Origin of the sequence: Planococcus sp. SSTMD024 (assembly GCF_041320495.1) — a bacterium.
Classification (GTDB): domain Bacteria; phylum Bacillota; class Bacilli; order Bacillales_A; family Planococcaceae; genus Planococcus.
Map to the genome: position 1 here is coordinate 104,199 of NZ_JBGGNS010000022.1, position 26,763 is coordinate 130,961.

Below are 26,763 nucleotides of genomic sequence, written 5' to 3' on the forward strand. Positions count from 1 at the left end.
TATGGGCTGCCTGAATGTGCCCATACACATTGGACCAATTCCATAAGAATGGGGAATAATGATACTGAAAATAATTCGGGTTATTCTTCAATTAAGCGTTATCGGAGCAGGAAGCTATACATTATTTACCAAAATCTTGGTTTTGACGCCGCTCGTCATGCTGCTTGCAGGCTTGATTATGCTTGTTACAGGGTTCGAACGGATCGAGAAAAACCAGAAAGAATTTTGGGGATGCTTTTGTGGTCATTTCGCTGTTTTTATTGACTGTGTCATGGCAAAGCTTATTTTTGACGGCTTAATGGACGCCTAATCGGATATGAAATGGGGAAGCGAAATGTCGAATATGGGGATGTTTGGAATGGGCAGTTGGATGGGATCGTTTCAGCTCTTTTGTTCGTGGCAAGTTTTTACTTTACGTTAACGTTTTCCGAGCAATTGAAATCGGAAGATGGATGTTTTCGCAAATAGGTGAAAATCGCGGCCGTAATTTGTTTGGCCGCCGCGTTATTGCTTCCGGCTGTCTATCAGCTGTATTTTTTTAATGAAATGATCCAGTAGTTCTAATTCATAGTATAGAATTCTTAAAATATGATTCACCAAAAGATTTCTTTAAAAAATATTTTTGAATGTGTATTCAAATATTATTTATTTAATCAAAAACGAGAAAGAAACCGTGATGCTTTCACGATCTCTTTCTCGTTTTATTTTATTAGAAAATTTATTCACTCAAGTATTGTCTCTTTCAACCTTTATTTTTTCTGGAAAAATCATTATTTAACTAAAAGCCAGTTTGACAACTCGAAATTTTCGTTATATTCTGTCATTAGTTATCTTTCAGCAATAATAGTTATTATATAACGGTAAAAGGAGTGGTGAATATGAAACAGCTACAACTACCAGCATATGAATTCAATGAAGAGGAAAATCAATTTCGAAAAGAAGTTCGAGCTTTTCTTCAACAAGAAAAAAAGAGAGGAACTTTTAACACACACGCTGATTCCTGGTTAAGTGGATACAGCGCAGAATTCTCAAGCTTATTAGGCAAGAAGGGGTGGGTAGGAATTACATTCCCTAAAGAATATGGTGGGAAAGCTAAATCTTACATACATCGCTATATCATTACGGAAGAATTATTGGCAGTTGGAGCTCCAGTAGCATCACATTGGTTTGCCGACCGGCAATCGGGGCCGCTTTTGTTAAAGTTTGGAACCGAAGAACAGAAGAATTTCTTCATCCCCAAAATTGCGCAAGGAGAATGTTTCTTTTCAATCGGTCTGTCTGAACCAAATTCGGGATCTGACTTGGCCTCCTTACAAACAACAGCTGAGAAAGTAAAAGGCGGATGGCTTGTTAATGGTATGAAGACCTGGACTTCAGGAGCACATCATTCTCATTATATGATTACTTTATGCAGAACGAGTCCTCGAGTAGAAGATAAGAAACATGCAGGGATGAGTCAGCTGATTATCGATTTAAAAACTGAAGGGGTAACCATTCGGCCGATTCAGTTTTTGACAGGTGAACATCATTTTAACGAAGTGTTTTTGGAAAATGTTTTTGTACCAGATAATCGTGTAGTTGGAGAGGTGGGTGAGGGCTGGTCACAAGGAATGACGGAACTAGCTTTTGAAAGAAGTGGACCTGAACGGATACTCAGTACTTATCCACTTCTCGAAGAATCAATAAGAATTTTAAAAGAAAACGAAGATCACTCAGGACTCGTCAGAACGGCTGGACTTGTTTCAAGAATGTGGTCATTACGAAACCTTTCCATAGGAATTGCTAATCTTCTCCAAGAAGGCAAAGATGTGAACCTTGCAGCGGCACTGGTAAAGGATTTGGGTAACGATTTCGAACAATACGTCGCAGAAGTCGTTCGGTTGCTGATTCCAGAGATGCCAGACAAAAAAGGTGAGGAAACTTATTCACGATTATTAGCAGAATCAATTTTACACGGACCTGGATTCACTCTCCGGGGCGGAACGACAGAAATTCTTAGAGGAATTGTGGCGAAGGGAGTTGTATCGGCATGAGTGAAATGAAAGAGTTCATTATGGATTCTACTGAAAAGATATTAAGAGATCTTTCCACCAAAGAGATAAGGGAGTCTTTTGAGGAGGGGCATGAAGCCACTGTCTTATGGGAGACGTGTGAAGAAGCAGGCTTGACCCTGCTTGGTATTCCAGAGGAACAAGGTGGTGTGGGAGGGGATTTCGAAGATGTGCTGGGAGTATTATACTTGGCTGGAAAATATGCTGCACCTATCCCGTTACTTGAAATAATTGCAGCAAACTCAGTATTGGCTTCTAGTGGTATGGAGTTCGGCGATAAGAAAAGAGTCGTTCAGTTTATCAACGAAGAAGAAAGAAATTTTATTGAGAAAGTTCCATTTGCCCGTTACGTGGAGGAGCTAGTTTTGATAAAAAAAGATGGCGAACAATCGGCCATTGCATTTCTTGACTTATCTAAGATCAAATTGCAAGCAGGCGGGAATTTAGCAGCAGAGCCCCGCGATACAATAGAAATAGACAATAGTATGGATTGGGTTAAGTTAGCTGTCGATTATGAAATATTGAAAGACAAGCATCTAATTAAAACAGCTGCTGGAAAAGGAGCGCAGATGACTGGTGCTATCGAAGCCGTTTTAAATTTATCAGTATTTTATTCGAAAGAGCGAAAACAATTTGGACGTTCCCTTCATAAGTTTCAAGCGATTCAGCATCATTTAACAGCTATGGCAGGTGAATACGCTGCGGCTTACTCGACCTTGCAAGTCACTGCCGGGGCATTTGAAAAGCCTTACTTTACCGACTATGTTGCCATGATGAAAACAGAGCTCTCTAGTCGTGCAAATACAGTAGCAAAAGCTGCCCACCAATTACACGCTGGAATCGGGATGACCTATGAACATGAATTGCACCACTTTACACGTCGTCTCTGGTCGTGGCGTGAAGAAGCAGGGAATGAAATTTATTGGACTAGCCGTTTGGCTGATTTGTATATGCAAACTGATTATGATATTTGGGAGCAAATCACTTTTGTGAAGGAGGATGAAGTACATGCCGGATCTATTATTTGAAGTAAATGAAAAGATAGCCACCATTACATTGAATCGTCCTGAATCTTTAAATGCTTTTAGTGGAGAGATGCTTGATTTATGGATTACTGCTCTTGAAGAAGTAAGAGACTCAAATGATATCGCAGTTCTCCTTGTACAAGGAGCCGGAAAAGGGTTTTGTTCAGGTGGGGACATCAAAGAAATGATGGCTGGACGAGGGTTTTATAAATCAGACGAAGACAATATTTCTAAAGGAGTCAAAAGGAAAAACTCACTTTGGAAAAAAGTTCAACGTATACCACTCCTTCTTGAAGAAATTGATAAGCCAGTAATTGCAAAAGTCCATGGAGCAGCATTTGGTGCTGGCTTAGACATGGCATTAATGTGTGACATCCGTTTTGCGGCTGAATCAGCAAAGCTATCTGAAAGTTATATCAAAGTAGGGCTTGTTCCGGGGGATGGCGGGGCATATTTTTTGCCACGACTTATGAACAGGGATATGGCCTTGCACATGCTTTGGACAGGTGAGGCACTTTCCGCACAACAAGCACTGGAACGGGGAATGGTCACTTTTGTTGTAGCGGATGAAGAACTGGATCAGATGGTTGAAGAATATGCAAAAAAATTAGCTGATGGTCCTCAATTAGCGATTCAATTTATTAAACGTGCGGTTAATCAAAGTGCTGACATGAGTTTGCGCTCATCACTGGATTATATTTCATCTAAAATGGCGATTGTAATGGAGGAAGAAGATCATGCAGAAGGTGTACAGGCAGTCATGGATAAAAGAATACCCGTTTTCGGGAAGGGAGAGTAAAACATATGAAAAAACCTTATCTATTTCTAGTCATGCTAATCATTCTGTCCTTAATTGTAAGCGCTTGCAGCGGTGGGGATGAAGGTAACGCAAATGCCAGCTCTGACCAATTGACTTTTAGTACAGGAACGACAAGCGGTGTCTATTATCCATTAGGGGCTTTACTTGCCACGCACTGGACAAATGGAGAAGCGGCGTCAGTTTCTGCCCAAGCTTCCAATGGATCGGTAGAAAACCTAAAAATGATGCAGAGTGGTAATTCGCAGTTGGCACTTTCCACCGTAAACATCATTTGGGAGGCATTTAATGGTGAAAAAAGTTTCCAAGATGAGCAGTATGAAGATGTCCGCATCCTAGCAAATCTCTACCCTAATGTCAGTCATATCATTGCATTGGACGATGCTGACGTTGATGCGGTGAAAGATATAGAAGGAAAATCATTTGTTTATGGTGCCGCGGGTTCTGCGACTGAACTGGAATCGAAACTTGTATTATCATCACATGGTGTTGATCTTGAAACGGTCAATGAGAACTACGTTGGTTTTGGTGAAGCGGTGGACTTGATGCGCAACAAGCAAGTACAAGGTGTAAATATATATACAGGAGTGCCAGCAGCTGGAGCTTCTGAATTAATTTCGACTGTAGATTCGAAAGTTATTAGCTTTACGGATGAAGCCATTCAAGCAATGACAGATGAAGAAAATCCATGGAATTTTGAATATCTTATTGAACAAGGTACTTATGAAGGTCAGGAAGAAGATGTTCGGACAGTTGGACAATTTAGTTCGATTGCGATTGATGCAAGTGTTTCAGAAGATGTAGTTTATGAAATGACAAAGTCATTATGGGAGAGTTTAGAAGAACTTGAAGAAGGACATGCGGTAGCAAAACAATTCAAGTTGGAAGAAGCGGTAAAGGGTACAGCTGACGTACCTTTGCATCCAGGTGCTGAACGATACTATAAGGAAGTTGGAGTGTTGGAATAACAAATGGATCGAAACTTATGAAGGAAAAGTAGGAGGGGTAGTATGACCAAGCAGGAAGAAGCTGCCATTCAGGCAGAAAAAGAAGAAGGCCAGCGTCACTTTTTAGGTAACTGGGCACGGATTATTCTTGCATTAGCTGTGATATGGACAATTTTCCAACTATATATGAGCAGTTACGGTGTAATGGACGCCATCAAATTCAGGGCCTGGCACCTTGGCTTCCTGCTTGTGTTCAGCTTCCTTTTATACCCTGCAAAGAAAACGTCCAGAAGAATTGCACCCACTAAACTGGATTTAGGGCTCGTGTTGCTCACTATAGTTTCCATCGGATACTTTCTATTTACTTATGATGTATTTGTTCGGGAGCGCTATGGTGTGAATATCCCACTTGACTATGTAATGGGGGCAATTGCCATTGTACTATTGTTCGAAGCGACACGGCGTGTTACAGGCCTTTCCATGACTCTTATTGCAGGAATTTTTCTTGCCTATAACTTCATTGGACCTTATCTTCCAGGGGTGTTTTCTCATTCAGGATTTAGCCCAGAACGAATCATTACAGTAATGTTCTGGGGAGGCCAGGGAATTTTCGGAACTGCAATTGGTGTATCAGCCACTTATATTTTTGTGTTCGTGTTATTCGGTGCTTTTCTCAAAAATAGTGGATTCTCCGATTTTATCAACGACTTAGCATTAACGATTGCCGGAAGATCAGCTGGTGGACCAGCTAAAGTTTCTGTAATTGGTTCAGGATTAATGGGTATGATGAGCGGATCTGCTGTTGGAAATGTTGTAACAACTGGAGCGGTAACCATCCCTCTTATGAAGAAAACTGGCTATAAGCCCAAGTTTGCTGCGGCTGTAGAATCAGTCGCCAGTACAGGAGGGCTTCTCGCTCCTCCTATTATGGGTGCAGCTGGATTTATCATGGCAGAATTCCTAGGGGTTCCGTATTCCCAAGTAATGCTTGCAGCAATCATTCCGGCAGTTTTGTATTACTCAGTTCTGTTAATTGTCGTTCATTTAGAAGCGAAGCGTTTAGGTTTGTCAGGCATTGCCAAAGAGAATATTCCAAACGCCTTGAAGGTACTGAAAGACGGCGGACATCTCCTGATTCCGTTAATAGTTTTAATTGGCACTTTAATGACAGGAGTGACACCATTATTTGCGGCAATTTGGGCGCTGGCTTCTACGATTCTCGCGTCTTGGATTAGAAGTTCTACACGAATGGGCTTGAAGGATATTCTTACATCGATCGAAGAGGGAGTTCGTGGAGCAATCAACGTTGGAGTTGCTACAGCAATCGTTGGAATAGTAATAGGGACAGTCACTTTGACCAGTATTGGATTAACAATAGGAAATAATGTATTGAATCTAGCTGGCGAGAGTGTATTAATAGCGGCAATCTTGACTATGGTTATTAGCATTATTTTAGGGATGGGAGTTCCAGCAACAGCTGCTTATATTATTGTAGCTACTATTTCGATTCCGATTTTGACAAGAATGGGTGTCCCTCCAATGGCGGCGCATATGTTTGCGTTCTATTATGCAGCGCTCTCGAGCATCACTCCACCAGTGGCACTTGCGAGTTACGCAGCTGCTGGGCTGGCTAAAGTCAATCCAACTGCTGTGGCGGTTGAATCAGTACGGCTAGGGGCTGTAGGATTCATTATCCCCTTCTTCTTCCTTTTCAATCCAGTGTTGTTATTTGATGGTGGATCGGGTTGGGAGAGTATCATTGCAGGAAGCATTGCCTTGGTTGGTGGATCAGCCTTGGCTGTAGCTATTGCAGGACATTTGAAAGCTAAAGTTTCAATGCCGGTTAGAGTTTTGTTTGTTATATCCGGTTTAATGATTATAGACACATCAGGAAATACTGATTTAATTGGATTCGGGCTATTGATTGTGATTATGGTGAGTCATTTCAAAAAAGCGGGGTGGAGACGAAATAGAGCCGAAATTCCTAAATTGAAAGAAGAAAGTATTACAGAAAGGTAGGTAAAAAAATGTTGCAACCACTTCATGATATACGTGTGCTTGATCTTTCAAGAGTTTATGCAGCACCTGCTGGAGCCATGACATTAGGGGACTTAGGAGCCGATGTCATACGAATTGAACCGCCTGGCGGTTCTGACAGCATGCGGGATTGGGGGCCTTTTCTCCATGGGGAAAGTACGTATTACCTAAGTGCTAACCGTAATAAACGATCTGTGGTAATCGATTTAAAATCAGATGATGGTCGAGCGCAATTTCTGGATCTTGTTAAACAATCTGACGTCATCATTGAGAATTTCAAATCGGGAACGATGAAAAAACTCAAAATCGATTATGAAACACTACGAACGATTAATCCAAAGATTATTTTCTGTTCAGTGACAGGATTTGGTCAGAGTGGTCCGTTAGGGGAGCTTCCGGGTTTCGATCCAGTTATCCAAGCGATGAGCGGGTTAATGGATGTAACAGGACAGCCAGGGGGTGAAGCTACAAAAGTGGGGATTCCGATTGCAGATATCATTACTTCAGTTTATGTAGCTCTCAGTATCGTTGCGGCTATTAGGCAACGAGATTTCACGGGGGAGGGACAATCTATTGATTTGTCTTTACTAGATGTTCAAATTGCAAGCATGGCCAATGTAGCCAGCGCTTACTTAAACACTGGAATGATTTCTGAAAGAAAAGGAAATCAGCATAATAATGTAGCGCCTTATCAAGTATTTCAAACTGGAGATTATCCAATTATGATTTGTGCTGGAAATGATGGGCTTTACAAAAAAATGTGTATGGCTTTGAATCATCCAGAATGGGCTGAAGACGAAAGGTTTGTAAATAATGCTCAAAGAAAGAAATATGAAAATGAATTAGCTAAGATGATTGAAGCAGTCCTCCTAAACAAATCCTCCGATTACTGGGTGCAGATATTAGCGAATGCGAAAGTTCCAGTAGGACGAGTCAATACTATTGAACAAGCATTGAAACAAGAGCAAATTTTGTATAGAGAAGGAGTAGAAACTCTGGACAACGGCAGTGGGCCAGTGAAATTGTTGGCAAGCCCCTTAAGATATAGTGGCCTCAATGTATCAACTCGCTACGCACCACCAAAATTAGGTGAGCATACAGAAGAGATACTAAAAGAATTGCTAAACAATCGTGACCATGTTTCTTCTTTCAATGCTCGAAATCAGTTAATATAATGGTAACACGTTCAGAAGAGGTGGAGTTATGGAGCCAGAAGCATTTAAAACTAACTATTCTATGTCCAGTATTCATCGTGTAATTCAAGTGCTTCGGGCATTTAAGGTAGATCAACCGCATATGTCTTTAACAGAGTTGTCGCGCAGTACGGGGATTTCTGTTTCGAGTTTACAACGTATTGTGAATACCTTGGTTTACGAAGGATTCTTAACGAAGAATGAAAAGACAAAACAATATAGCCTTGGCCTTGAATTAATGTTCTTGGGGCAGATGGTTCAGAAGAGTGATGCTTTGTTGTCGAAGGCTATCCCAATTATGGAAAGATTGAACGAAGATACAAAAGAGAATATCTCTTTGAATATTATTGAAGGTAATCAAAGAAGGTGTATTTATAATTTGCCAAGCCGCCATGAACTCTCTGCTTTGACATTTGTCGGTCATACTTCTCCTCTGTATGCAGGGGCATCGGCTAAAGTGCTGTTAGCTTATTGTGAACCAGAGTTTATCGAATCCTATTTAAACAGCATTGAACTATCTGGCATTACAGATCTTACCGTTAATTCCAAAGAAGAATTGCGCAAGCAACTTGCTGAGATTCGAAACCAAGGATATTCTATTACTTATGGAGAAAGAGTAAAAGGGGCCGTTTCTATTAGTGTTCCTATTTTAGCCAAAGAAGACTTTTTATTGGGGACATTATCAGTTACATTTCCTTATATTAGGCAAGAAGAATATGATTTTGAAGGTTTAACTGAAACTCTGAAAAAAGCTGCTCAAGAAATAGTTTTGTAAAACTAATTAACTTTTTGAAGCAATAAAAAGCCGAAGCCCTTCCGTAAGGGCTTCGGCTTTTTTCCTATAGGAATAGTTTTTGAAATTATTGTGCGGTGTAGCCCCCATCGACGACGAGGCTTGAACCGGTCATGAAGCTGGAGTCATCGGATGCGAGGAACAGCACGGCTTTTGCCATTTCCTCGGATTGCCCAAGGCGTTTCATCGGTGTCATTTCCTTCAAGATGTCCTTGCTTTCTTCCGGAATGATCGGGGTATCGATGAACCCCGGACATAGTGCATTGACGCGGATGTTCTGGTCCGCGTATTCGAGGCCGAGTGAACGGGTCAAGTTAACGACACCCCCTTTTGCTGCGTTATATGCAGCGGATCCTGGAGAGCCGACCCAGCCATACATCGAAGCGGTGTTGACGATGACGCCGCCGCCAATTTCTTGGAAGGCACGGATGGCTTCGCGTGCAACAAGGAACACGCCATCCAAGTCAACATTAACGGTTTTGCGCCATTCCTCGTAGGATAGTTCATGTGTCGGGGTCACTTTGCCGATGCCGGCATTATTGAAGACGATGTCGATTTGCCCGTATGTCTCAGCCGCTTGTGCGTAAACGTTTTGGACTTGCGCTTCGTCAGTAATGTCTGCTTTGACGAATATGGCGTCTGGCAGTTCGGATGCAAATGCCTGCCCCTTTTCTGCATTCAAGTCGACAAGTACAAGTTTAGCACCTTCTTTCGCAAAAAGCCGTGCAGTGGCTGCACCGATTCCGGAAGCCCCACCTGTTATGATGGCTGTCTTTCCTTGCAATTTACCCAATACAATCTCCTCCTAATTATAATTGACGTTCCATAATATAGGTTCTTCATGAATGAAAGAACCTCCTCTTCTACACTATCTTGAATTCGAGATTTTTGTGAATAAGTTGCTCAGCTATTTGCAGGAAAAGGATTTTAGACCAAGTATATAGAAGTTTACACCAAGATTGGAAGGGGATATGAATTATGGCTGATACGAGGATGTTCAATATAGGCGATATCATTGCGACATTTTTCCTCCTCGGCTTTTTCGTGTTAGCGGTCGTGCTGGTAGTGGCCGCGGTAAAGGCAGTGGCTAACAAGAATAAAAAGACGCAGCCGGATGAAACGGATTTGAAAAACCGCATCGAGGCACTGGAAATGCGCGTGGAAAAGCTGGAGAATGAACAATGAAGAGAAGCTAAGGATCGATAGTGAAAGGAGGAAATGCAAATGGAAATGCCTGGTGGAATTACAGTAGCGCTTATCATCTTTGGCTTGTTCTTGCTCATTACCGGGCTTTTGGTCGGCAGTATCCTCATGATGCTGAAAAAGAGCAAGTCCAATAAAGTGGACGATGTGCCAAATCAACAAACACCTGTAAAAAGCGTCAAAGTAGAGGAACGGGAAAAATCGGAAGACGATCATCGGTAAAGAAGCGGGAAGGATGGCCGCTTCTTTTTTTGCCATAAAAAATAGGAAGAGGTGCTCCAATGCAATGCGAATGGCCGAAAGGCGACGAACAGATGCAGGCTTACCACGACGAGGAATGGTGCCGCCCAAGCCGCGATGAACGCTATATATTTGAAATGCTGAGCTTAGAAGGCGCCCAAGCAGGCTTGTCCTGGCAGATTGTGCTGTCCAAACGCGATAGCTATAAAGCCGCTTTTCACGATTTTGATATCGAGTATTGCGCCGCATTGACGGACGAAGCGCTTGCTGAGATCAAAGAACAATACGGCGTGATCAAACATGGCGGCAAGCTCCAATCCGTCCGCACGAATGCACAGGCGGTGAAGGAGATCCAATCGGAATTCACCAGTTTTGCCGAGTATCTTTGGATTTTCACGAACGGCCAAGCGGTGATCAACGAATGGCAATCGGACTCGGAGATTCCCGCTCAGTCGGAGTTGTCGGTAAAGCTTAGCAAGGATTTGAAAAAGCGCGGCTTTAAGTTTGTCGGCCCGGTCACCACCTACTCGTTTCTCCAGGCAGTCGGAATGGTTGACGATCATGTCATCAACTGCCCGTTCCATAGCGCAAACCGAAAATAAATAAAAAATTGGGAACAGTTGGAATTCAATGTTGGCGAATTTCCATTTTTATGCTAAAATATGGAAAAGGAGTGAGCGGGATGAAGCTGATATGCCAAGCAGCAGCCGGGGCGATGATAGCCCATCTTCTGTATTGGATTATTATATTTACAGTCGGATACGCGAAAACGATGCTGTATCAGCCGAATATCGAAGCCTTATGGGCGAATGAGCACGTGTTGCAGTCAGAAGTGTCCTTCGGATATACAGTTTCCCCAATTGGGTACGTGATAAGTTTTCTCGCCACGGCTTTGCTGTTCTGGTGCCTGCTTGTCCTCTACAAGAAGGTCGCTTCTAAACCGAGCTGGTGACATTCAGGGATGCACAATACTTTGTAGAGACTGCCGTCAGGGCGGTTTCTTTTTATGATGGGCGCGGATTGGGCAATGAAACAAGATGCTAGTTCGAGTATTGATTTCGCGGCCTTAGTGTGGAAATCCACTTTTTCATCTTATCGCATTGCCCAAAAGGCGTATTTTCTTTAATCCTTACGCAAAATGGTTTATAATTATCTGTTAGTAGTAGAAATTTTGTGTCAAAAAGGCATACAATAGATGATGGATTTAACACGGAAGCGGCGGACTCGAAAAGCCGCTAATACTCGCGTAGAAAAGGAAGGTATACATGAGCAATAGAGAAACTGATACAGATGTAATCTTAATCGGTGCCGGTATTATGAGTGCGACTTTGGGAATTCTCCTGAAGGAATTGTCTCCAGACATGAAAAGCAAGGTGTTCGAAAAACTGTCGAGCCCTGGCGAAGAAAGTTCGAACGAATGGAACAATGCGGGCACAGGCCACGCAGCTCTTTGTGAGTTGAACTACACGAAAGAAAAGCCGGATGGCACGATGGATATCAGCAAAGCCATCGACGTCAACGAACAATTCCAAGTTTCGGCCCAGTTCTGGTCCCACCTCGTGAAAACAGGATTGTTGAAAAATCCTGAAGAATTCATCCGCCCGCTTCCGCACATCAGCATGGTGCAGGGCGAAGACAATATCTGTTTCCTGAAAAAGCGTTTTGATGCAATGATTCAAAACCCGCTCTTTACAGGCATGGAATTTTCGGACGATCCGGAAGTCTTGAAAGAATGGATGCCGTTGATCATGGCGAACCGGAAAGACAACGAGCCGATCGCGGCAACAAAAATCGATACAGGCACAGACGTCAACTTCGGCGCGTTGACGCGCATGTTGTTCGACCGTCTCGTAAAAGAGGACGTCAACGTCCATTACCGCCACATGGTACAGGATTTGAAACAAATGAAAGACGGCCGCTGGTTGTTGAAAGTCAAAAACCTGGAGACCGGCAAACTCGATGTCCACACAGCGAAGTTCGTCTTTATCGGCGGCGGCGGCGCAAGCATCCACTTGCTCCAAAAATCCGGCATCCCGGAATCGAAGCATATTGGCGGATTCCCGGTCAGCGGCCTGTTCATGGTCTGCAAAAACCCGGAAGTCATCGAGCAGCATCACGCGAAAGTCTACGGCAAAGCGAAAGTCGGCGCACCGCCGATGTCCGTGCCTCACTTGGATACACGCTTTATCGACGACAAGAAATCTTTGTTGTTCGGGCCATTCGCAGGATTTACGCCGAAGTTCCTGAAGACCGGTTCTTATATGGACTTGGTGGCATCCGTCAAGCCGAATAATGTCTTGACGATGCTGTCAGGCGGAGCGAAAAACTTGTCGCTCACGCAATATCTGATCCAGCAAGTCATCCAGTCGAAAGAACAGCGCATGGAAGAACTGCGCGAATTCATCCCGGCTGCGAAAAGTGATGACTGGGAGCTCGTTGTCGCAGGACAACGCGTCCAGGTTATCAAAGATACCGACGCAGGCGGCAAAGGTACGCTGCAATTCGGTACGGAAGTCGTCAGCTCGGCAGACGGCACGATCTCAGCGCTTCTTGGTGCATCCCCAGGAGCGTCGACAGCCGTCCACGTCATGCTTGACGTACTGGCGCGCTGCTTCCCGGAAGATTTGGCGAAATGGGAGCCGCAAATCAAGGAAATGATTCCGTCTTACGGCAAATCTTTGATGAATAACGAAGAACTATTGAAGCACGTTCATAAATATACAGCCGAAACGCTGGATTTGAATGAAGTGAAACCGGCCGACCACGCGCCGGAAGATTTGACACCGCAAATTTAACGAAAAGAAAACCGCCGAGGCAGCTCGGCGGTTTTTTAGCGTCGGATAGAAGCGAAACTATGTCGGCAGGGGGATTTTAAATGGCACAAACGGGGAATGGGCTGGACATTACAATAAGAAGCTACGAAGAAGGAGATTTGGAACAAATTCAGCAATTGAACAAACAGCAAGGATGGTACAACTTGGTTGAAAAGCATGCTGCTGCAAGAGCGGCGTAGAATAATTCCAGCGTCGCTTATGTGGCGCAATCGCAATCGGCAGATAAAGAACTTGTCGGTTATATTAGAGGATTTACCGACGGCTCCATCAGTACGTATATTTGCGAACTGCTCGTAGCGGATTCCCATAGAGGCTGTGGAGCGGGAAAGCAGCTGCTGGAATTTGTTCATGCACTGTACCCTGAGACCAGAATGGACCTCCTGGCATCCAGTTCCTCGCGATCTTTTTACGAAGAACATGATTTCCGCCCCTTTTACGGCTTCAGAAAATCACGCCAATAAGAAATGCCGCTCCTGAAATTCAGGAGCGGCATTCTATTAATTTCTGAAGTAAGGCGTTTTTTTCAACGCCGCAACGACCGGAATGGCGAGTGCCAAGCCCACTGCGTTTTGGACCAGGTTGCCTGGAATGGAAGCTGCCGGAATGATCCAGCTGCTGAAGATGATCGCTTCGCCGATATAGTAGATGGCAACCATGACCGGGATGGAAAGCGCCGCAGCCAGGATATTGAAACCGAGGCTTTCACCGCCGCGCCCGCCCGACCAGGCGATTTTCCCGACCAGGTAACCTTGCAAGCCGCGTGCGATGATGGTGATCGGAGCCCACAGCGTCCAGCCCGATACCAAATCGAAAAGCCCCATCCCGACAGCGCCGGCGATGGCGCCTTTTTTCGGGCCGAACAAGAGCGCTGCCGTAAACAGCATCGTCGTGCCAAGGTGGACCAGCCCGCCATTCGCCGCGATCGGCAAGCGGATATTGAGCAGCATCGTTGCGACAAAAACGAGTGCGATAAGCATGGAAGTGATGATCAAATCGTAGGTTTTGGAACTGGAATAAGTCGTGGTTTTTTGCATAAAACGTTTCCTTCTTTCTGGGCCATTCACCGGGCGCAATGCCTTCACGTAATGCCATGTAGTTTTGAACTACTGTAGCAAGGAATTGACCCAGTTAAAAGTATCAATAACGAAGAATTTTTAGGGGCCAGTTTAGAGGAGGAGGCGGGGTGAATAGTTTAAAAAGGCAAAGAGTGGCAATTTTCTATTATCGCTTTTAATATAGAACACAAACAGACCGGCTAGAAAGGATAGGTTGCATGCTTGCTACAGTATTGATCGGATTGACCATTTTGTTTATGCTCGCGAATCTCTGGTTCTTTTTCACGGGCCGCAAATTCCAAAACAGCCATTTTCATCCGCCCTTGTTCCAAAAGTTATTCTATTCCTTAATCGGCATTACATTGGGATTTGCAGTGCTTTACTCTATACTCGGCACCCAGAACGACATTTTGCGAATTGCCACTGCAGAGGGTGATGACGGTGCGCAAAACTTTTGGGATTACTTGTACTTCAGCGGAACGACGATGCTGTCGGTCGGCTATGGGGATATTGTGCCAGTCGGCAGTGCCCGCTTTTTCTCGCTTATACAGGCAGCAATCGGCTTATTGTTGCCAGCCGCTTACTTCGCCAAAGTTTTGGCGGGGAGTGGAAAAGAAGGCGAAGTTGAGCAGGAAGAAGCGGAAGCATCAGGAAATACGAAGAAAAATCAAGCCGATAAACCAAAGGATTGACAGATTGCCAAGCATCCGGTATGGTTAACTACGCGATGAGCTAAGCTGCATAAGACGGACAGGCATTCCTTTATGGAACACGTTGTGGAGCGTGGCCTGATACGCCGCAGCTATCGATACATCCCGCATTTATGCGGGATGTTTTTTAATGCCCAAAAACCCGTGCGCCGGACGATCAGCGCACGGGTTTTCAAATTGGTTCAATGAGCCGTCCATCCGGAATCCGCAGTGATAACAGTGCCGTTGACGAAGCTCGATTCATCGGAGGCGAGGAACAAGGCGACATAGGCGATTTCATCCGGTTTGCCGATGCGCGGATTGACCGCCATGCCGGGTTGCGTGCGGCCCATGCCGAATTCGCTGATATGGGTCATGGTAGAGCCGATATTGGTCTCGACGCCGCCAGGGGCGATCGCGTTGCAGCGGATGCCGCTATTGGCATACATAAAGCCGGTGTTTTTCGTGAAGCCGACAACGGCGTGCTTCGATGCGGTATAGGTGGCGCCGGCACGCGCTCCCTGCAAGCCGCCGATTGATGCGATATTGATAATGTTGCCGGAGCCTTTTTCGAGGAATACTTTCAGCGCTTTTCGGGTGGCGCGCATGACACCAGTCGTGTTGATTGCGAAAATGCGTTCCCAGCTGTCGTCATCAATGTCTGCGGCAGCTTCGAAATTATCCATGATACCGGCATTATTGACGAGGATGTCAAGGGAGCCGTATTCGGCAACAGCACTGTCGACCAGCGTTTGGATGTCTTGCTCTTTTGCGACATTGCATGCGACGGCAATCGCTTTGCCGCCAGTGGATTTAATCTCTTCTGCCACTGCATCGGCCCCTTGCTGGTTGATATCGGAAATGACGACTTGTGCCCCTTCTTTTGCATACAAGGCGGCAATGGACTTTCCGATGCCAGAAGCGGCTCCCGTGACGATCGCTACTTTTCCTTCCAATCTCATCTGATTCATCCTTTCGAAATTAGATTTTAACGGTCCAATTCACAGGCTGCTTTGAGGTTTTCAAGCGTATGGCGAAGGGTATTCTTCTCCAGCCGGTCATAGATCAAGCGCTCGGTAAAACGGTCAAAAGCGCTGTCTGGCAAATCGATTTCCAGTTCGAAGACGGCTTCGGTCCCGCCGTCCATCGAGCGGTAATGGCTCTTTTGATGGGCGATAAAGCTGCCGGTGATGATGCCTTCCCAAAAGCCTTCATCGCCGCTGCGTTCACAGCGGACTACATTGATTGTCACCGGAAAACGCAAGCCGACAATGGAAAACACGGTCTCGACTTCTGTGCCTGCTTCGCCGGTCCCTTCGATTCGGTCCGGTTTGGATAAATGGTTGTAGAAACTTGTCCAGTTTTCAGGCTTCTTGGCGAACTGGAACACTTCGTCGATCGGCGCTTGGATGAATATGCTTTGACGGGCACGAGCCATTGCTATCTCCCCCTTGGAATGAAACCGCTTATTAATATCTGAAAATTAAGTCTATTATAAGTCGAGGGCCCTGCATGTGTAAAGCGCCTCCGCTTGAAGACGAACGCAGCATGCCGGATAATGAAAGCATGACATCATCACGCAGAAGAAAGGGGCCGCCATGGAATTTTGGATCAGCGATAAACACATCCGCAAATTATGCGGCCAGGCTGCTTATAAAAAAGGCCAAGCGTTTTACATGGCTGGAAAAGTCAACATCACAGAAGTAAGCGACCGGTCCATAACAGCCATCGTCGAAGGACGCAGCTCCTTCCACGTCAATTTGGCCCGCTCGCAAGCCGGTACCATCGACGCGGAATGCAGCTGTCCGCCTGTTGGATTCATCCATACATATTGCCATCACATTGCAGCGGTAATGATCGCCGCGGAAGCACTCGGCCAGCGGGAGCGCCCGCTCGCTGAGCAGATGTTCGGCTTGTTCGAAGAAGACGGCAAGCCTGCTGCGCGTTTGCATCGCTTCGACCGGCGTGTGCTATATCACATTGAAGCAACCATCCGCAGGGGAGGCAAAGAGCAATTGGCGCTGACGTTCAGAAGCGGCACGGCCATCTTGAAAAATGTCCGGGATCCGCTGCGTTTCGTGTCGGCCCTGTCGAACGGCGAATACGAAGAGACTGCAGCGATTCCGTACGACCCGGGCCGCCATTCGCTCGAACAGCCGGCCACAGAGCTGCTCCGGGTGCTCGATAAAAGCAATCCGCAGCTGGGGGACAACGGAAAACTGCTCGTTTCCGCAAGCGATTGGGAGCGCCTATTGCCCGTGCTCCGCAGCATGGCGCATGCCAAATTCGAAAATCCGCTCGGTGAAGTATTGCCATTTCATGTAACGGATACACTGCCAGTGTCGTTTCGGCTGGACCATGGCGATAGCGGTTACCGCTTGATTGTCCGCGGATTGGAGCGTCTTCACATTTTCCTGAAATACGGTATTGCCTTGACGGAAGAATCGATTGTCCAGCCGGCCGCAGCTGATATGAAGCGCTTATCGGGTTTGCAGGAATTGATGCAAGGGGCAGGCGAGGAGCTGCCGGTGGAAGAAAGCCAAGTCGCCCATATGATGAAAGCTGTCTTGCCGGGGCTGGAAAAGCTCGGGCCGGTCATTGTGACGGAAAAGGCGATTGAAAAAATCGGCGAAACGCCGTTGCGCGCGAAACTGTATCTCGACCGCGTGCGCAGCCGATTGCTCGCAGGCCTTGAGTTTCATTACGGCCAGCTCATCATCAATCCATGCGAAGAGCCCGACGGAACTTATCGGCAGTATCCTGGAGTATTCCGCCAGCTCGAAAAAGAACGGGCCATCATGGATTTGATGGAATCGGGCCGGCTAACGAAAACGGACGGCGGTTTCTATTTGCAGGACGAGGAAGCGGAATACGATTTTCTTTACGATACGGTTCCGCTGCTTGAACAATGGCTCGAGGTCTATGCGACGACTTCGGTGAAAATGCGCATCCAAAAAACTTTGCCGGGGCCGAAAATCCGTATCAATCTGCCAAAAGACCGGACCGATTGGCTGGAGTTTCGCTTCGATCTCGGGGGCATACCGGAAGAGGAGTTGCGGGGCATTATCCGTGCCATCCGGGAGAAAAAGCGTTATTTCCGCATCCCTAACGGTACGTTAATGTCGCTTGAGACACCAGGCATGTCGGCATTTGAGGAATATTTGGAGACAATGAACATCGATGAAGATAATTTTGAACGCGTCCAGCGCATTCCGCTGCTGGAAGGCATGCGGCTTGCCGGAAGCCTCGAACAGCATGAATTATCGGAGACTGGAACGGAATTTGCGCGCTTGCTGAAAGAGCTGCACCATCCGTGGACGCAAGCACAACAATTGCCGGCGCATTTTGAAGACATTTTGCGGGATTACCAAAAGCGCGGATTCAGTTGGTTCCACCTGCTTGCGAAATACGGGTTCGGCGGCATACTGGCGGATGAGATGGGACTCGGGAAAACCATCCAGAGCATCGCTTTCGTGCAATCGGTGCTTGAAGACATCCGCAGGAGCGATGAGCCGGCGCTGATCGTTGCGCCTTCTTCGCTCATGTACAATTGGCAAGCCGAATTCGAGCGCTTTGCACCGGAAATCCGGACGGTCATCGTCGACGGCCCGAAAGCAAAGCGGACGCAAGCTTTAAAAGAGCCGGGCGATGTATATGTCACTTCTTACCCGGCGCTGCGCATGGATAGGGGCGCATACAAAAATTGGATCTTCCATACGATTTTCTTCGACGAAGCGCAGGCGTTTAAAAATCCAGCGACCCAAACCGCAAAAGCCGTGAAAGAGCTGACGGCGAGACACCGTTTTGCGCTCACCGGGACACCGATCGAAAACTCGCTCGATGAATTGTGGTCGATTTTCCATGTCGTCTTTCCGGCGCTGCTTCCGGATCGCAGCCAATTCGCAGAACTGCGCAACGCCGATATCGCGAAGCGTATACGGCCGTTCCTGTTGCGCCGGACGAAAGCGGAAGTGCTCGGCGAAGTGCCGCTAAAAATCGAACGCATCGAACATTCCGAGCTTCGCGAAGAACAGAAGAAACTGTACACCGCGTATCTCGCGGAACTCCGCCACGAAGCCTTGAAGCATCTGCGCGACAACAGCATGCGCAAGAACCGCATCCGCATCCTTGCGGGACTGACGCGCCTGCGGCAATTGTGCTGCCACCCATCGTTGTTTGTGGAAGATTATAAAGGGGGCTCGGCGAAATTCGAGCAATTGCTGGAGATCTTGGAAGAGGCGCGCCTCACCGGCCGCCGCGTGCTGGTGTTTTCCCAGTTCACGGGCATGCTCAATCTCATCGGGCAGTCATTATTGCGCTCGGGCAGGTCGTATTTTTATCTGGACGGCTCGACGCCGCCGAAAGAGCGCGTCGAATTATGCGACCGCTTTAACGAAGGCGAGGAAAACCTGTTTTTGATTTCTTTAAAAGCGGGCGGCACCGGGCTCAATTTGACGGGGGCTGATACGGTCATCTTGTATGATCTGTGGTGGAATCCGGCCGTCGAACAACAGGCAGCGGACCGTGCGCACCGGATGGGGCAGAAGCGGGAAGTGCAAGTGCTGCGCTTGGTGGCGAAGGGGACGATTGAAGAGAAGATGTACGACCTGCAGCTGCGCAAGCAGGATTTAGTCGATGAGATGATCCAATCCGGATCAGAAGCCGTGCAGTCGATGAGCGAAGAAGACATTCGGGAGATTTTGATGATTTGAAGATATAATTGATGAATTATGCCGTCTGGTAGTTGAAGCAAGTGTGCATAGCCAGTGCCAATAGACTGCGCTTCAATGGCTGCTTTCCGGGGGGCGGGTGTTGAGCCAATGTGCCGAAGAGCATGGCACATTTGTCTCGCCAGCCCGCACGGTCCCCCAGGAGTCAGCCATTTCCGCTCCGTCTCTAGTTTAAGAGTAGGAAGTTATTGTATCTCTCTCAAAGCAGGATGTAAAAACGGTTAATCCAGTCGATCGTCAGTTCAAATAGTTATTATAAAAAAGCTCTCCCTATGCGGAAGAGTTTTTTGCTATTTTTTGACGATATACGCCATATGGCGGCCGCATTGTTTGTCTTCGCGATAGGAGAAGCCGTCTGGGCTCTTGAAGGTGCAGCTCCGGTCGATGTCGATATGTTCGGCGGGAATGCCAGCGCGCTCCAGCTGGGTTTTGACGGTGAGCTGGTTGTCGATATGGTATTTCCCGGTTTCTTCATTGAATTCGATGAACGGGTCAGCATAGCCGAGTGCCTTGAATTTTACATAGACATCATCGTCCACTTCAAACTTCTCCTGGCTGAGCGCCATGCCGATCTGGACGCGGAATCCTTCCGGCGCGCAATTTTCATTGGCGATTAAATGGGCAAACAAGTGCGGCACGAGTTCTTTTACGGTGCCTTGCCATCCGGAATGTACGGCGCCGACCAACTCTTCCGTTGCGTGATAGAACGTCACCGGCACACAATCGGCGGCGAAACTCGAAACAACAAGCCCGGTATCGCGCGTATAGAGCGCATCGGTATCCATAATCGCATCATCTAAAATTCGAGCACCTTTGCCGGCGTCCGCCTGCGACACTTTTTGGAAATGCTTGCTGTGGGTTTGATTGGCGCATACAAGTTCATCGATGCTGTAGCCAAGCGATGAAAGCAAGGCTTTTCGGTTTTCGAGTGAATGCGCGCGATGGCTTCCGGCGTGAAGCGCCAAATTATTGCCGCCGTTTGCCTGCGGGTCTTTTACAGTCATGCCTGCAATATAGGAATCGTTGTCGATATAGGTTTTTCGGTTCACGTCTATCCCCTCCACTTCCATTGTAGCGAAGGCGCAGTGCATTCGCCAATAGTGTCCAGGGAATTCGGATTTTCATCTTTCCGGAGCGGTTGAAAGGCCGGGCTCGTCGATTATTTGGTAAGATAGGAAAAAAGAAAGTCGAGGTGATGGCATGGAACCGGAAAAGATTTTGGAAAAAGTCAAAGGGCGGGTGCCTGAAGTACTCGGCAACCGGGATTTCTCGAAGTATGCGATTCTTCTCCCATTGATTGAAAAAGAAGATGGCGTCCATATCCTGTTTGAAGTGCGCTCGTTTGAAATGAGACGCCAGCCGGGGGAGATTTGCTTTCCTGGAGGCCGCATCGACCGCGGGGATGAAGACGAAAGAGAGACGGCATTGCGGGAGACGATGGAAGAGCTTGGCATTCGCAAAGATGCGATCAGCAATGTGTTTCCGCTCGATTACATCGTCTCGCCGTTTGGCATGATTGTCTATTCGTTTGCGGGCTTTATCGACCCTGAAACGGATTTCAAGCCGAATCCGCCGGAAGTCGACAGCGTCTTCACGGTGCCGCTCCAGTTTTTCCTTGAAAATGAGCCGCGCGTGTACCGCATCGATTTTGATATTCAGCCGGAGGAAAGTTTTCCATATGACTTGATTGCGGGCGGTGAAAACTACAGCTGGCGCGCACGCCAAGTGGATGAATTTTTCTATTTGTACGAAGACCGCGTCATTTGGGGATTAACGGCAAAAATTCTCATGCATTTCATGGAATTGGTCCGCTGAGCCAATGGTTCGATATTTAGGGAATTTAGCGAACAGCCTTTTCAGCGTTGGAAAATGTGTGTATAATTATTCGAAATTGTGAAAATAAAAATGCTGCATAGAAGGGGATATGACCATGACGACTTATCAATTGGAAGTAATCGAAAATACTGCGAAGAAAGACAAGCCCGCGCAAGACCAGATTCCATTCGGCCAAACTTTCACTGATCATATGTACATCATGGAATACGAAACGGAAAAAGGCTGGCATGAACCGAAAATCGTGCCTTATGGTCCGATTTCCTTGGATCCGGCAGCTATGATTTTCCATTACGGCCAGACGGTATTTGAAGGCATGAAAGCATACTGCACAGAAGACGGGCGCGTGTTGCTGTTCCGTCCGGAGAAGAACTTCGAGCGCCTTAACCTATCGAGCGAGCGCCTCAGCATTCCGCCAATCGACGAAGAGTTGGCACTTGAGCACTTGAAGCAATTGATCAAGCTCGAAAAAGACTGGGTACCTAAAACACCGGGCACATCGCTTTATATCCGCCCGTATATCATCTCGACGGATGCCAATTTGGCAGTAGGGCCATCTTCTACATATAAGTACATGGTCATCCTGTCACCTGTAGGTTCGTATTTCCCGGGCGGCCTGCAACCGGTGGTCATCCATGTGGAAGACAAGTTCACGCGCGCGGTCAAAGGCGGCACGGGAATGGCGAAAACGGCAGGGAACTATTCTTCGGGCTATCAGGCGCAAGCGAATGCCAAGAAAGAAGGCAACGCGGACGTCTTATGGCTTGATGGCGTCGAAAAGCGCTATATCGAAGAAGTCGGCAGCATGAACATTTTCTTTAAAATCGACGGCGAAATTGTGACGCCTGAACTCAACGGCAGCATCCTGAAAGGCATCACGCGCATGTCGATCATTGAACTACTGAACTCTTGGGGCATTCCGGTAACAGAGAAGCGGATCGCGATCGACGAGTTATACGAAGCGTACCAGGCCGGGAAAGTCGAGGAAGCCTTCGGTACGGGGACGGCTGCAGTCATCTCCCCGGTCGGCGAACTCAACTGGAAAGGCCAGAAAATGATCATCAACAACCACGAAATCGGTGAATTGTCGCAAAAACTATACGACACAATCACCGGCATCCAGACAGGCAAAGTCGAAGACACGCTCGACTGGACCGTGGAAATCAACTAAATCAGCGCAAAAAAGCCCGGACATCAATTGTCCGGGCTTTTTTCAGCTTGTCGAGAGAGGTAAAAAGCCGTATTTTCCGAAGCGTATCACACGACTCCGGAGGCTCACGCCCAGGCCACTTCAGCCGCTTCGAAACCCTTGTGCTCAACTCTCACTGAGTTCGAGCATCGCAGAAAAAGAGTTGCTCAACTTTCACTTCGTTCAAGCATCGCAGAAAAAGAGTTGCTCCCACATCTGCGTGGCAGCATTATTGAGCAGAAGGATTTACGGGCAAACGCTTCTACAAATATTTAGATGGGTCATTGAATTTTTTTAAAAGGATGATTTCTTTATTATTTATAGTGTATTAATAGACTTCTTCAACGTCCTGAAACCCGGTCTCTTAAATGAGGCCGGTTTTTAATTTGGAAATATCCTCGAAATTATTTCCTGGGGAATAGAACTCCTTTAACAAATTCCATACACGCACTCAACAATTCCTTAATAGTCCTTCGCTACACTGGCGATGGTTAACAAACACGAGGAGGAATGCCGGATGATCCGAAAAAAAATGAAGAAACTAGTTCCAGCCGCCGTGGTGGCAGCGGTCGCCGTGACGAGTTTTACCGCGTCTACACCAGCTGAAGCGCACGGAAATGGCAAAGCCGAAGTACATAAAGAACAAAAAAACCCTGGAAAAGGAAAAGGGAAAGAGAAAGGCAAAGACAAGAATGCACCGAAAAACGTCATTTTCCTGATCGGCGACGGTGTGGGCACGGCCTATACATCGGCTTACCGTTATCTGCAGGACGACCCATCTGCGCGCTTTGCGGACGAAATGTCGTTCGACTCCTATTTAGTCGGCCAGCAAATGACTTACCCGGAAGATGCGCATCAAAATGTCACCGATTCGGCATCGGCCGCCACGGCTATGGCAGCGGGCATCAAAACCTATAACAACGCCATCGCGGTCGACAATGATGAATCGGAAGTGAAAACCGTACTTGAAGCGGCGAAAGAACGAGGCAAAGCGACCGGGCTCGTGGCAAGCTCTGAAATCACCCACGCGACACCGGCATCATTCGGCGCGCACGATATCAGCCGCCGCAACATGAACGCCATCGCCGACGATTATTTTGACGAGCGCATCGAGGGCGAACATAAAATCGATGTCTTGCTTGGCGGGGGCACCAAACTATTCGATCGCACGGACCGCGATTTGACGGAGGAGTTCCAGGAGTCCGGATACGGTTATGTGACATCGAAAGAAGAACTGCTCGCAAGTGAAGACGACCAAGTGCTCGGGCTGTTTGCAGAAGGCGGCTTGCCGAAAATGATCGACCGTGAAGCCAGCGTACCGTCTCTTGAAGACATGACCCGCTCTGCGATCGACCGCTTGAAGCAGGACGAGGACGGCTTCTTCCTGATGATCGAAGGCAGCCAAGTCGACTGGGCAGGGCATGATAACGATATCGTCGCAGCGATGAGCGAAATGGAAGATTACGACCGTGCCTTCCAAGCAGCGATCGAATTCGCCAAGCAAGATGAGAACACATTGGTGGTGGCGACAGCTGACCACTCGACAGGCGGCTTCTCGATCGGCGCAGACGGCATCTATAATTGGTTCGCGGAGCCAATTCTCGCTGCGCAGCGCACACCCGATTTCATGGCTTCTGAGATTACAGAAGGGGCTGGCGTAGAGGAAACATTGGAACGCTATATCGACTTGGATTTGACTGAAGAAGAAATCGCTTCTGTGAAGCAAGCGGCCGACGAAGGCGAATACTTGGATATCGATAATGCCATCGAGCGCATCTTCGATAAGCGTTCGCACACCGGCTGGACGACTGGCGGCCATACGGGAGAAGACGTGCCGGTCTATGCTTATGGGCCAGCCAGCCAAAAATTTGCGGGGCAACTGGACAATACGGATCATGCCGGCATCATCTTCGACTTGATGGGCGCGGACGTAACGATTGATGATAAACAATAAACGATAGCAGGGAGCGGATTGGATGAAGGCGAGATTAGCATGGCTGCTTGTCCCATTGGCAACGTTATGGGGGTGCCAGGATGAGACAGCACAAGGGGCGGCGAACGCGGCGGCTTTATCGGAAACCCCCGAATACACGGATCAATATGTACTCAGCCCTCAAGTGAGCGATGACCGCCAGTTGCAGGAACCGGGCCAGAAAATGCGTGATGCGAAAGGCGGCTTGGAGTTATTGTCGGCCAATATGGAGCCTCAGATGGTAAAGATCGGCGATATTGGGCTGACCATCCATGAAACGAAGCTGCTGCAGTACACGCCGGATTATAGCCTGATCGATTTCTATCATTCCTATACGCACGACCAGGAATTCGAGCTCGCGAAGCTCTTTGTCGAAATCACTAATACCTCTAGCGAAGAAGTAAATTTCGCTCCAGTCGCATTGGTCGAAACAGAAAGCGGCGAAGTGAAGACCTGGGAAGACGATGTGTATTTGGAGTCGCTGAATGAAGGGCTGAAACCAGGGGAAGTAAAGTCAGGGAATATCGGCTTTATTGTAGAAGACGGGGCACAAACGCTCAAATTGACCACCAGCAAGCTGTTCGCTGCGGACGGGGAATTGCTCGCCCCGGCAAAAACCATCCAGGTCAAGCTCGATTGAGCATCGTACATTTTCTATAGAAGAAACGCAAACCCGGCTGTTAATCCGACAGTCGGGTATTTGCATGAAAAAGGAATAATCGGGATGAATCGTGATATCTGAATAATTGAATTATTCTATTGTAATTTCCAGAAAAATCCCTCATGATAGAGCTAATAAAAGGCTGCCTCAAAAGGAGATGGGGTTATGAAGCTAAGTGAACGGTATATCCGGGCAGTGCTCGAACGGCTGCCGCAAGACAAACGGCAGGAAGCGGAAAAAGACCTGAGAAGCAAATTGGCGGAACGGCTCACGGCAGACAGTACGGAAAACGAAGAGCGGGCCGTCCTTCAGGAATTCGGCCATCCGGCACTCATGGCGGAGCATTACGGAAAAGTGAGGCGTTACTTGATCGGCCCGCGCTATTTTGATTTGTATGTCCGCCTGTTAAGGCTGGTCATCCCGCTGGCAGTTCTTATCACGCTCATTGTCGTGACAATCGTCGGTATTGTTTCGGGTATCGGCCAGGAGGAGACGCTGTTCACGGTGCTCGCTTCGTTGATCGGCAATATCATCAGCGCGATCTTCAATACCATCATGCAAACTTTGTTTTGGATCACGCTCGTCGTTGCCATTATGGATTGGGCAGATAAATCAGGTGTGGAGACGCCGCTTGGGCTGACAATGGCAGAATGGACGCCTGATGACTTGAAAGAATGGGGAGGGCAGGAGGCACTGCTCGAGCCGGTTGAAGCGAAAGTGGCGAAAAGCCAAATCTTCGGCAGCTTGATCTGGATGGTCATCTGGACGACGGTTTATTTCAATGCCGATAAAGTGCTCGGTATTTACACTGACGATGGGGAAGGCTTGCGCTTTCAAATGGCGGTATTCAACCAGGACGTACTGTTATCGTACTGGCCCTTCATTGCGCTCGTCATCATTCTGGAGCTGTCGCTTGCCGTCTGGCAGTGGCGCGCTGGCTATTGGAATTACCGGCTGGCCACATTCAACGCTGTGGTACAAACCGTCTCGGTGCTCGTCTTCATCCTGATTTTCCTCAACTCTGAGGTGCTCAATCCGGAATTCCAGCAGTTTCTCACCGATACATTTGGTGGAACCAATGCGCTAACATGGATTTTCGGCGGTATCTTGACCATCATGATTATAGGCGCGTTGAGCGACATCATCCAAGGCTACCGGCGAGCCGCCAAACGCCGGCAAAGTGCTGCGCCGCTCGGTTGAAAATGGGGTTTTATCTAGTGGTACTTTAGAATGAAATAGCAACACTTGTACGTGTTTTGCCTGTATCCCTTGTGGTACGGGCTTTTGTAGATTGTCAAATATATCTTTTTGCCTATATTTTAAGTAATATGAAAGCCTTTTCATAAGGCGAAATCCCCTCCATGAACTTGAAATACCCTCTGGTTATGTTACACTTGCCACTTGTGATTGGCGTCTTGCAGGCGGTCAGTTGCCGTCTGGAATTTCCGGGCGGCGAAGAATGCGCAGGCGCCATCTCCGGAACTGAAAATGGTT

At 47.4% G+C, this 26,763-nt stretch carries 27 protein-coding genes; 22 read left to right on the forward strand and 5 right to left on the reverse strand.

Annotated elements, in window-relative coordinates; genetic code table 11:
• Positions 1-58: 58 nt before the first annotated feature.
• The 8 genes from AB9R92_RS09345 (at position 59) to AB9R92_RS09380 (ending at position 8,845) form a co-directional block, all read left to right on the forward strand.
• A complete protein-coding gene (locus tag AB9R92_RS09345; RefSeq protein ID WP_370669191.1) occupies positions 59-310 on the forward strand; it encodes a hypothetical protein in 252 nt (83 codons plus the stop codon).
• A 568-nt stretch (positions 311-878) separates the two neighbouring features.
• Positions 879-2,033 carry an acyl-CoA dehydrogenase family protein gene (locus AB9R92_RS09350; RefSeq protein ID WP_370669192.1) on the forward strand — a complete coding sequence of 385 codons (1,155 nt, stop codon included), beginning with the start codon at positions 879-881 and terminating at the stop codon, positions 2,031-2,033.
• On the forward strand, positions 2,030-3,079 hold the full coding sequence (locus AB9R92_RS09355) for an acyl-CoA dehydrogenase family protein (RefSeq protein WP_370669193.1): 1,050 nt from the start codon (positions 2,030-2,032) through the stop codon (positions 3,077-3,079). Before AB9R92_RS09350 ends, AB9R92_RS09355 begins: the two co-directional genes overlap by 4 nt.
• Positions 3,060-3,875, forward strand: coding sequence for an enoyl-CoA hydratase/isomerase family protein (locus tag AB9R92_RS09360; RefSeq protein ID WP_370669194.1), 816 nt, complete (start codon positions 3,060-3,062; stop codon positions 3,873-3,875). The genes AB9R92_RS09355 and AB9R92_RS09360 overlap by 20 nt, the downstream gene beginning before the upstream one ends.
• 5 nt (positions 3,876-3,880) lie before the next feature.
• Positions 3,881-4,861 (forward strand): TAXI family TRAP transporter solute-binding subunit, encoded by a 981-nt coding sequence (locus tag AB9R92_RS09365; protein ID WP_370669195.1) that lies wholly within the window; start codon positions 3,881-3,883, stop codon positions 4,859-4,861.
• A gap of 42 nt (positions 4,862-4,903) precedes the next feature.
• Positions 4,904-6,859: a TRAP transporter permease gene (locus AB9R92_RS09370; RefSeq protein ID WP_370669196.1), complete on the forward strand. Its 1,956-nt coding sequence runs from the start codon at positions 4,904-4,906 to the stop codon at positions 6,857-6,859.
• An 8-nt stretch (positions 6,860-6,867) separates the two neighbouring features.
• Entirely contained in the window at positions 6,868-8,052 is a 1,185-nt protein-coding gene (locus tag AB9R92_RS09375) for a CaiB/BaiF CoA transferase family protein (RefSeq protein ID WP_370669197.1), read from the forward strand.
• 28 nt (positions 8,053-8,080) lie between these two features.
• The gene (locus AB9R92_RS09380) at positions 8,081-8,845 is read left to right on the forward strand and encodes an IclR family transcriptional regulator (protein ID WP_370669198.1); all 765 of its coding nucleotides are present in this window, start codon (positions 8,081-8,083) and stop codon (positions 8,843-8,845) included.
• Between the two features lie 85 nt (positions 8,846-8,930).
• Here the strand turns inward: AB9R92_RS09380 and AB9R92_RS09385 are convergent, their stop codons facing one another.
• Positions 8,931-9,656: an SDR family NAD(P)-dependent oxidoreductase gene (locus tag AB9R92_RS09385; RefSeq protein WP_370669199.1), complete on the reverse strand. Its 726-nt coding sequence runs from the start codon at positions 9,654-9,656 to the stop codon at positions 8,931-8,933.
• A 185-nt stretch (positions 9,657-9,841) separates the two neighbouring features.
• Between AB9R92_RS09385 and AB9R92_RS09390 the strand changes: the two genes are divergently transcribed.
• From AB9R92_RS09390 to AB9R92_RS09420, 7 genes are all read left to right on the forward strand, one after another.
• Positions 9,842-10,048, forward strand: coding sequence for a hypothetical protein (locus AB9R92_RS09390; RefSeq protein WP_370669200.1), 207 nt, complete (start codon positions 9,842-9,844; stop codon positions 10,046-10,048).
• 39 nt (positions 10,049-10,087) lie between these two features.
• Positions 10,088-10,288, forward strand: a complete 201-nt coding sequence (locus tag AB9R92_RS09395; protein ID WP_370669201.1) for a hypothetical protein — start codon at positions 10,088-10,090, stop codon at positions 10,286-10,288.
• Between the two features lie 59 nt (positions 10,289-10,347).
• The gene (locus AB9R92_RS09400) at positions 10,348-10,908 is read left to right on the forward strand and encodes a DNA-3-methyladenine glycosylase I (RefSeq protein WP_370669202.1); all 561 of its coding nucleotides are present in this window, start codon (positions 10,348-10,350) and stop codon (positions 10,906-10,908) included.
• Positions 10,909-10,988: 80 nt separating this feature from the next.
• The gene (locus tag AB9R92_RS09405; protein ID WP_370669203.1) at positions 10,989-11,258 is read left to right on the forward strand and encodes a hypothetical protein; all 270 of its coding nucleotides are present in this window, start codon (positions 10,989-10,991) and stop codon (positions 11,256-11,258) included.
• Between the two features lie 313 nt (positions 11,259-11,571).
• A complete protein-coding gene (gene mqo / locus AB9R92_RS09410; protein ID WP_370669204.1) occupies positions 11,572-13,101 on the forward strand; it encodes a malate dehydrogenase (quinone) in 1,530 nt (509 codons plus the stop codon).
• Positions 13,102-13,181: 80 nt separating this feature from the next.
• Positions 13,182-13,319, forward strand: a complete 138-nt coding sequence (locus AB9R92_RS09415) for a hypothetical protein (RefSeq protein WP_370669205.1) — start codon at positions 13,182-13,184, stop codon at positions 13,317-13,319.
• Positions 13,320-13,340: 21 nt separating this feature from the next.
• On the forward strand, positions 13,341-13,601 hold the full coding sequence (locus AB9R92_RS09420; protein WP_370669206.1) for a GNAT family N-acetyltransferase: 261 nt from the start codon (positions 13,341-13,343) through the stop codon (positions 13,599-13,601).
• A gap of 36 nt (positions 13,602-13,637) precedes the next feature.
• Here the strand turns inward: AB9R92_RS09420 and AB9R92_RS09425 are convergent, their stop codons facing one another.
• Positions 13,638-14,174 (reverse strand): ECF transporter S component, encoded by a 537-nt coding sequence (locus tag AB9R92_RS09425; protein ID WP_058382354.1) that lies wholly within the window; start codon positions 14,172-14,174, stop codon positions 13,638-13,640.
• A 239-nt stretch (positions 14,175-14,413) separates the two neighbouring features.
• On the opposite strand from AB9R92_RS09425, the gene AB9R92_RS09430 reads away from it, so the two are divergent.
• The gene (locus tag AB9R92_RS09430; RefSeq protein WP_370669207.1) at positions 14,414-14,887 is read left to right on the forward strand and encodes a potassium channel family protein; all 474 of its coding nucleotides are present in this window, start codon (positions 14,414-14,416) and stop codon (positions 14,885-14,887) included.
• 200 nt (positions 14,888-15,087) lie between these two features.
• Here the strand turns inward: AB9R92_RS09430 and AB9R92_RS09435 are convergent, their stop codons facing one another.
• Both AB9R92_RS09435 and AB9R92_RS09440 read right to left on the reverse strand, forming a co-directional pair.
• A complete protein-coding gene (locus AB9R92_RS09435; protein WP_370669208.1) occupies positions 15,088-15,846 on the reverse strand; it encodes an SDR family oxidoreductase in 759 nt (252 codons plus the stop codon).
• 26 nt (positions 15,847-15,872) lie between these two features.
• Positions 15,873-16,322 carry an SRPBCC family protein gene (locus AB9R92_RS09440; RefSeq protein ID WP_370669209.1) on the reverse strand — a complete coding sequence of 150 codons (450 nt, stop codon included), beginning with the start codon at positions 16,320-16,322 and terminating at the stop codon, positions 15,873-15,875.
• Between the two features lie 160 nt (positions 16,323-16,482).
• Between AB9R92_RS09440 and AB9R92_RS09445 the strand changes: the two genes are divergently transcribed.
• Complete coding sequence (locus tag AB9R92_RS09445) at positions 16,483-19,596, forward strand: DEAD/DEAH box helicase (RefSeq protein WP_370669210.1); 3,114 nt, start codon at positions 16,483-16,485, stop codon at positions 19,594-19,596.
• Positions 19,597-19,904: 308 nt separating this feature from the next.
• Here the strand turns inward: AB9R92_RS09445 and AB9R92_RS09450 are convergent, their stop codons facing one another.
• Entirely contained in the window at positions 19,905-20,663 is a 759-nt protein-coding gene (locus AB9R92_RS09450) for a purine nucleoside phosphorylase YfiH/LACC1 family protein (RefSeq protein ID WP_370669211.1), read from the reverse strand.
• 151 nt (positions 20,664-20,814) lie between these two features.
• On the opposite strand from AB9R92_RS09450, the gene AB9R92_RS09455 reads away from it, so the two are divergent.
• The 5 genes from AB9R92_RS09455 (at position 20,815) to AB9R92_RS09475 (ending at position 26,469) form a co-directional block, all read left to right on the forward strand.
• Positions 20,815-21,429, forward strand: coding sequence for an NUDIX hydrolase (locus tag AB9R92_RS09455; RefSeq protein ID WP_370669212.1), 615 nt, complete (start codon positions 20,815-20,817; stop codon positions 21,427-21,429).
• A 115-nt stretch (positions 21,430-21,544) separates the two neighbouring features.
• Positions 21,545-22,618, forward strand: a complete 1,074-nt coding sequence (locus AB9R92_RS09460; protein ID WP_370669213.1) for a branched-chain amino acid aminotransferase — start codon at positions 21,545-21,547, stop codon at positions 22,616-22,618.
• Between the two features lie 535 nt (positions 22,619-23,153).
• On the forward strand, positions 23,154-24,590 hold the full coding sequence (locus AB9R92_RS09465; RefSeq protein ID WP_370669214.1) for an alkaline phosphatase: 1,437 nt from the start codon (positions 23,154-23,156) through the stop codon (positions 24,588-24,590).
• A gap of 22 nt (positions 24,591-24,612) precedes the next feature.
• Positions 24,613-25,248 carry a DUF4352 domain-containing protein gene (locus tag AB9R92_RS09470; RefSeq protein ID WP_370669215.1) on the forward strand — a complete coding sequence of 212 codons (636 nt, stop codon included), beginning with the start codon at positions 24,613-24,615 and terminating at the stop codon, positions 25,246-25,248.
• A 186-nt stretch (positions 25,249-25,434) separates the two neighbouring features.
• Complete coding sequence (locus AB9R92_RS09475) at positions 25,435-26,469, forward strand: hypothetical protein (protein ID WP_370669216.1); 1,035 nt, start codon at positions 25,435-25,437, stop codon at positions 26,467-26,469.
• The last annotated feature ends 294 nt before the right edge of the window (positions 26,470-26,763 follow it).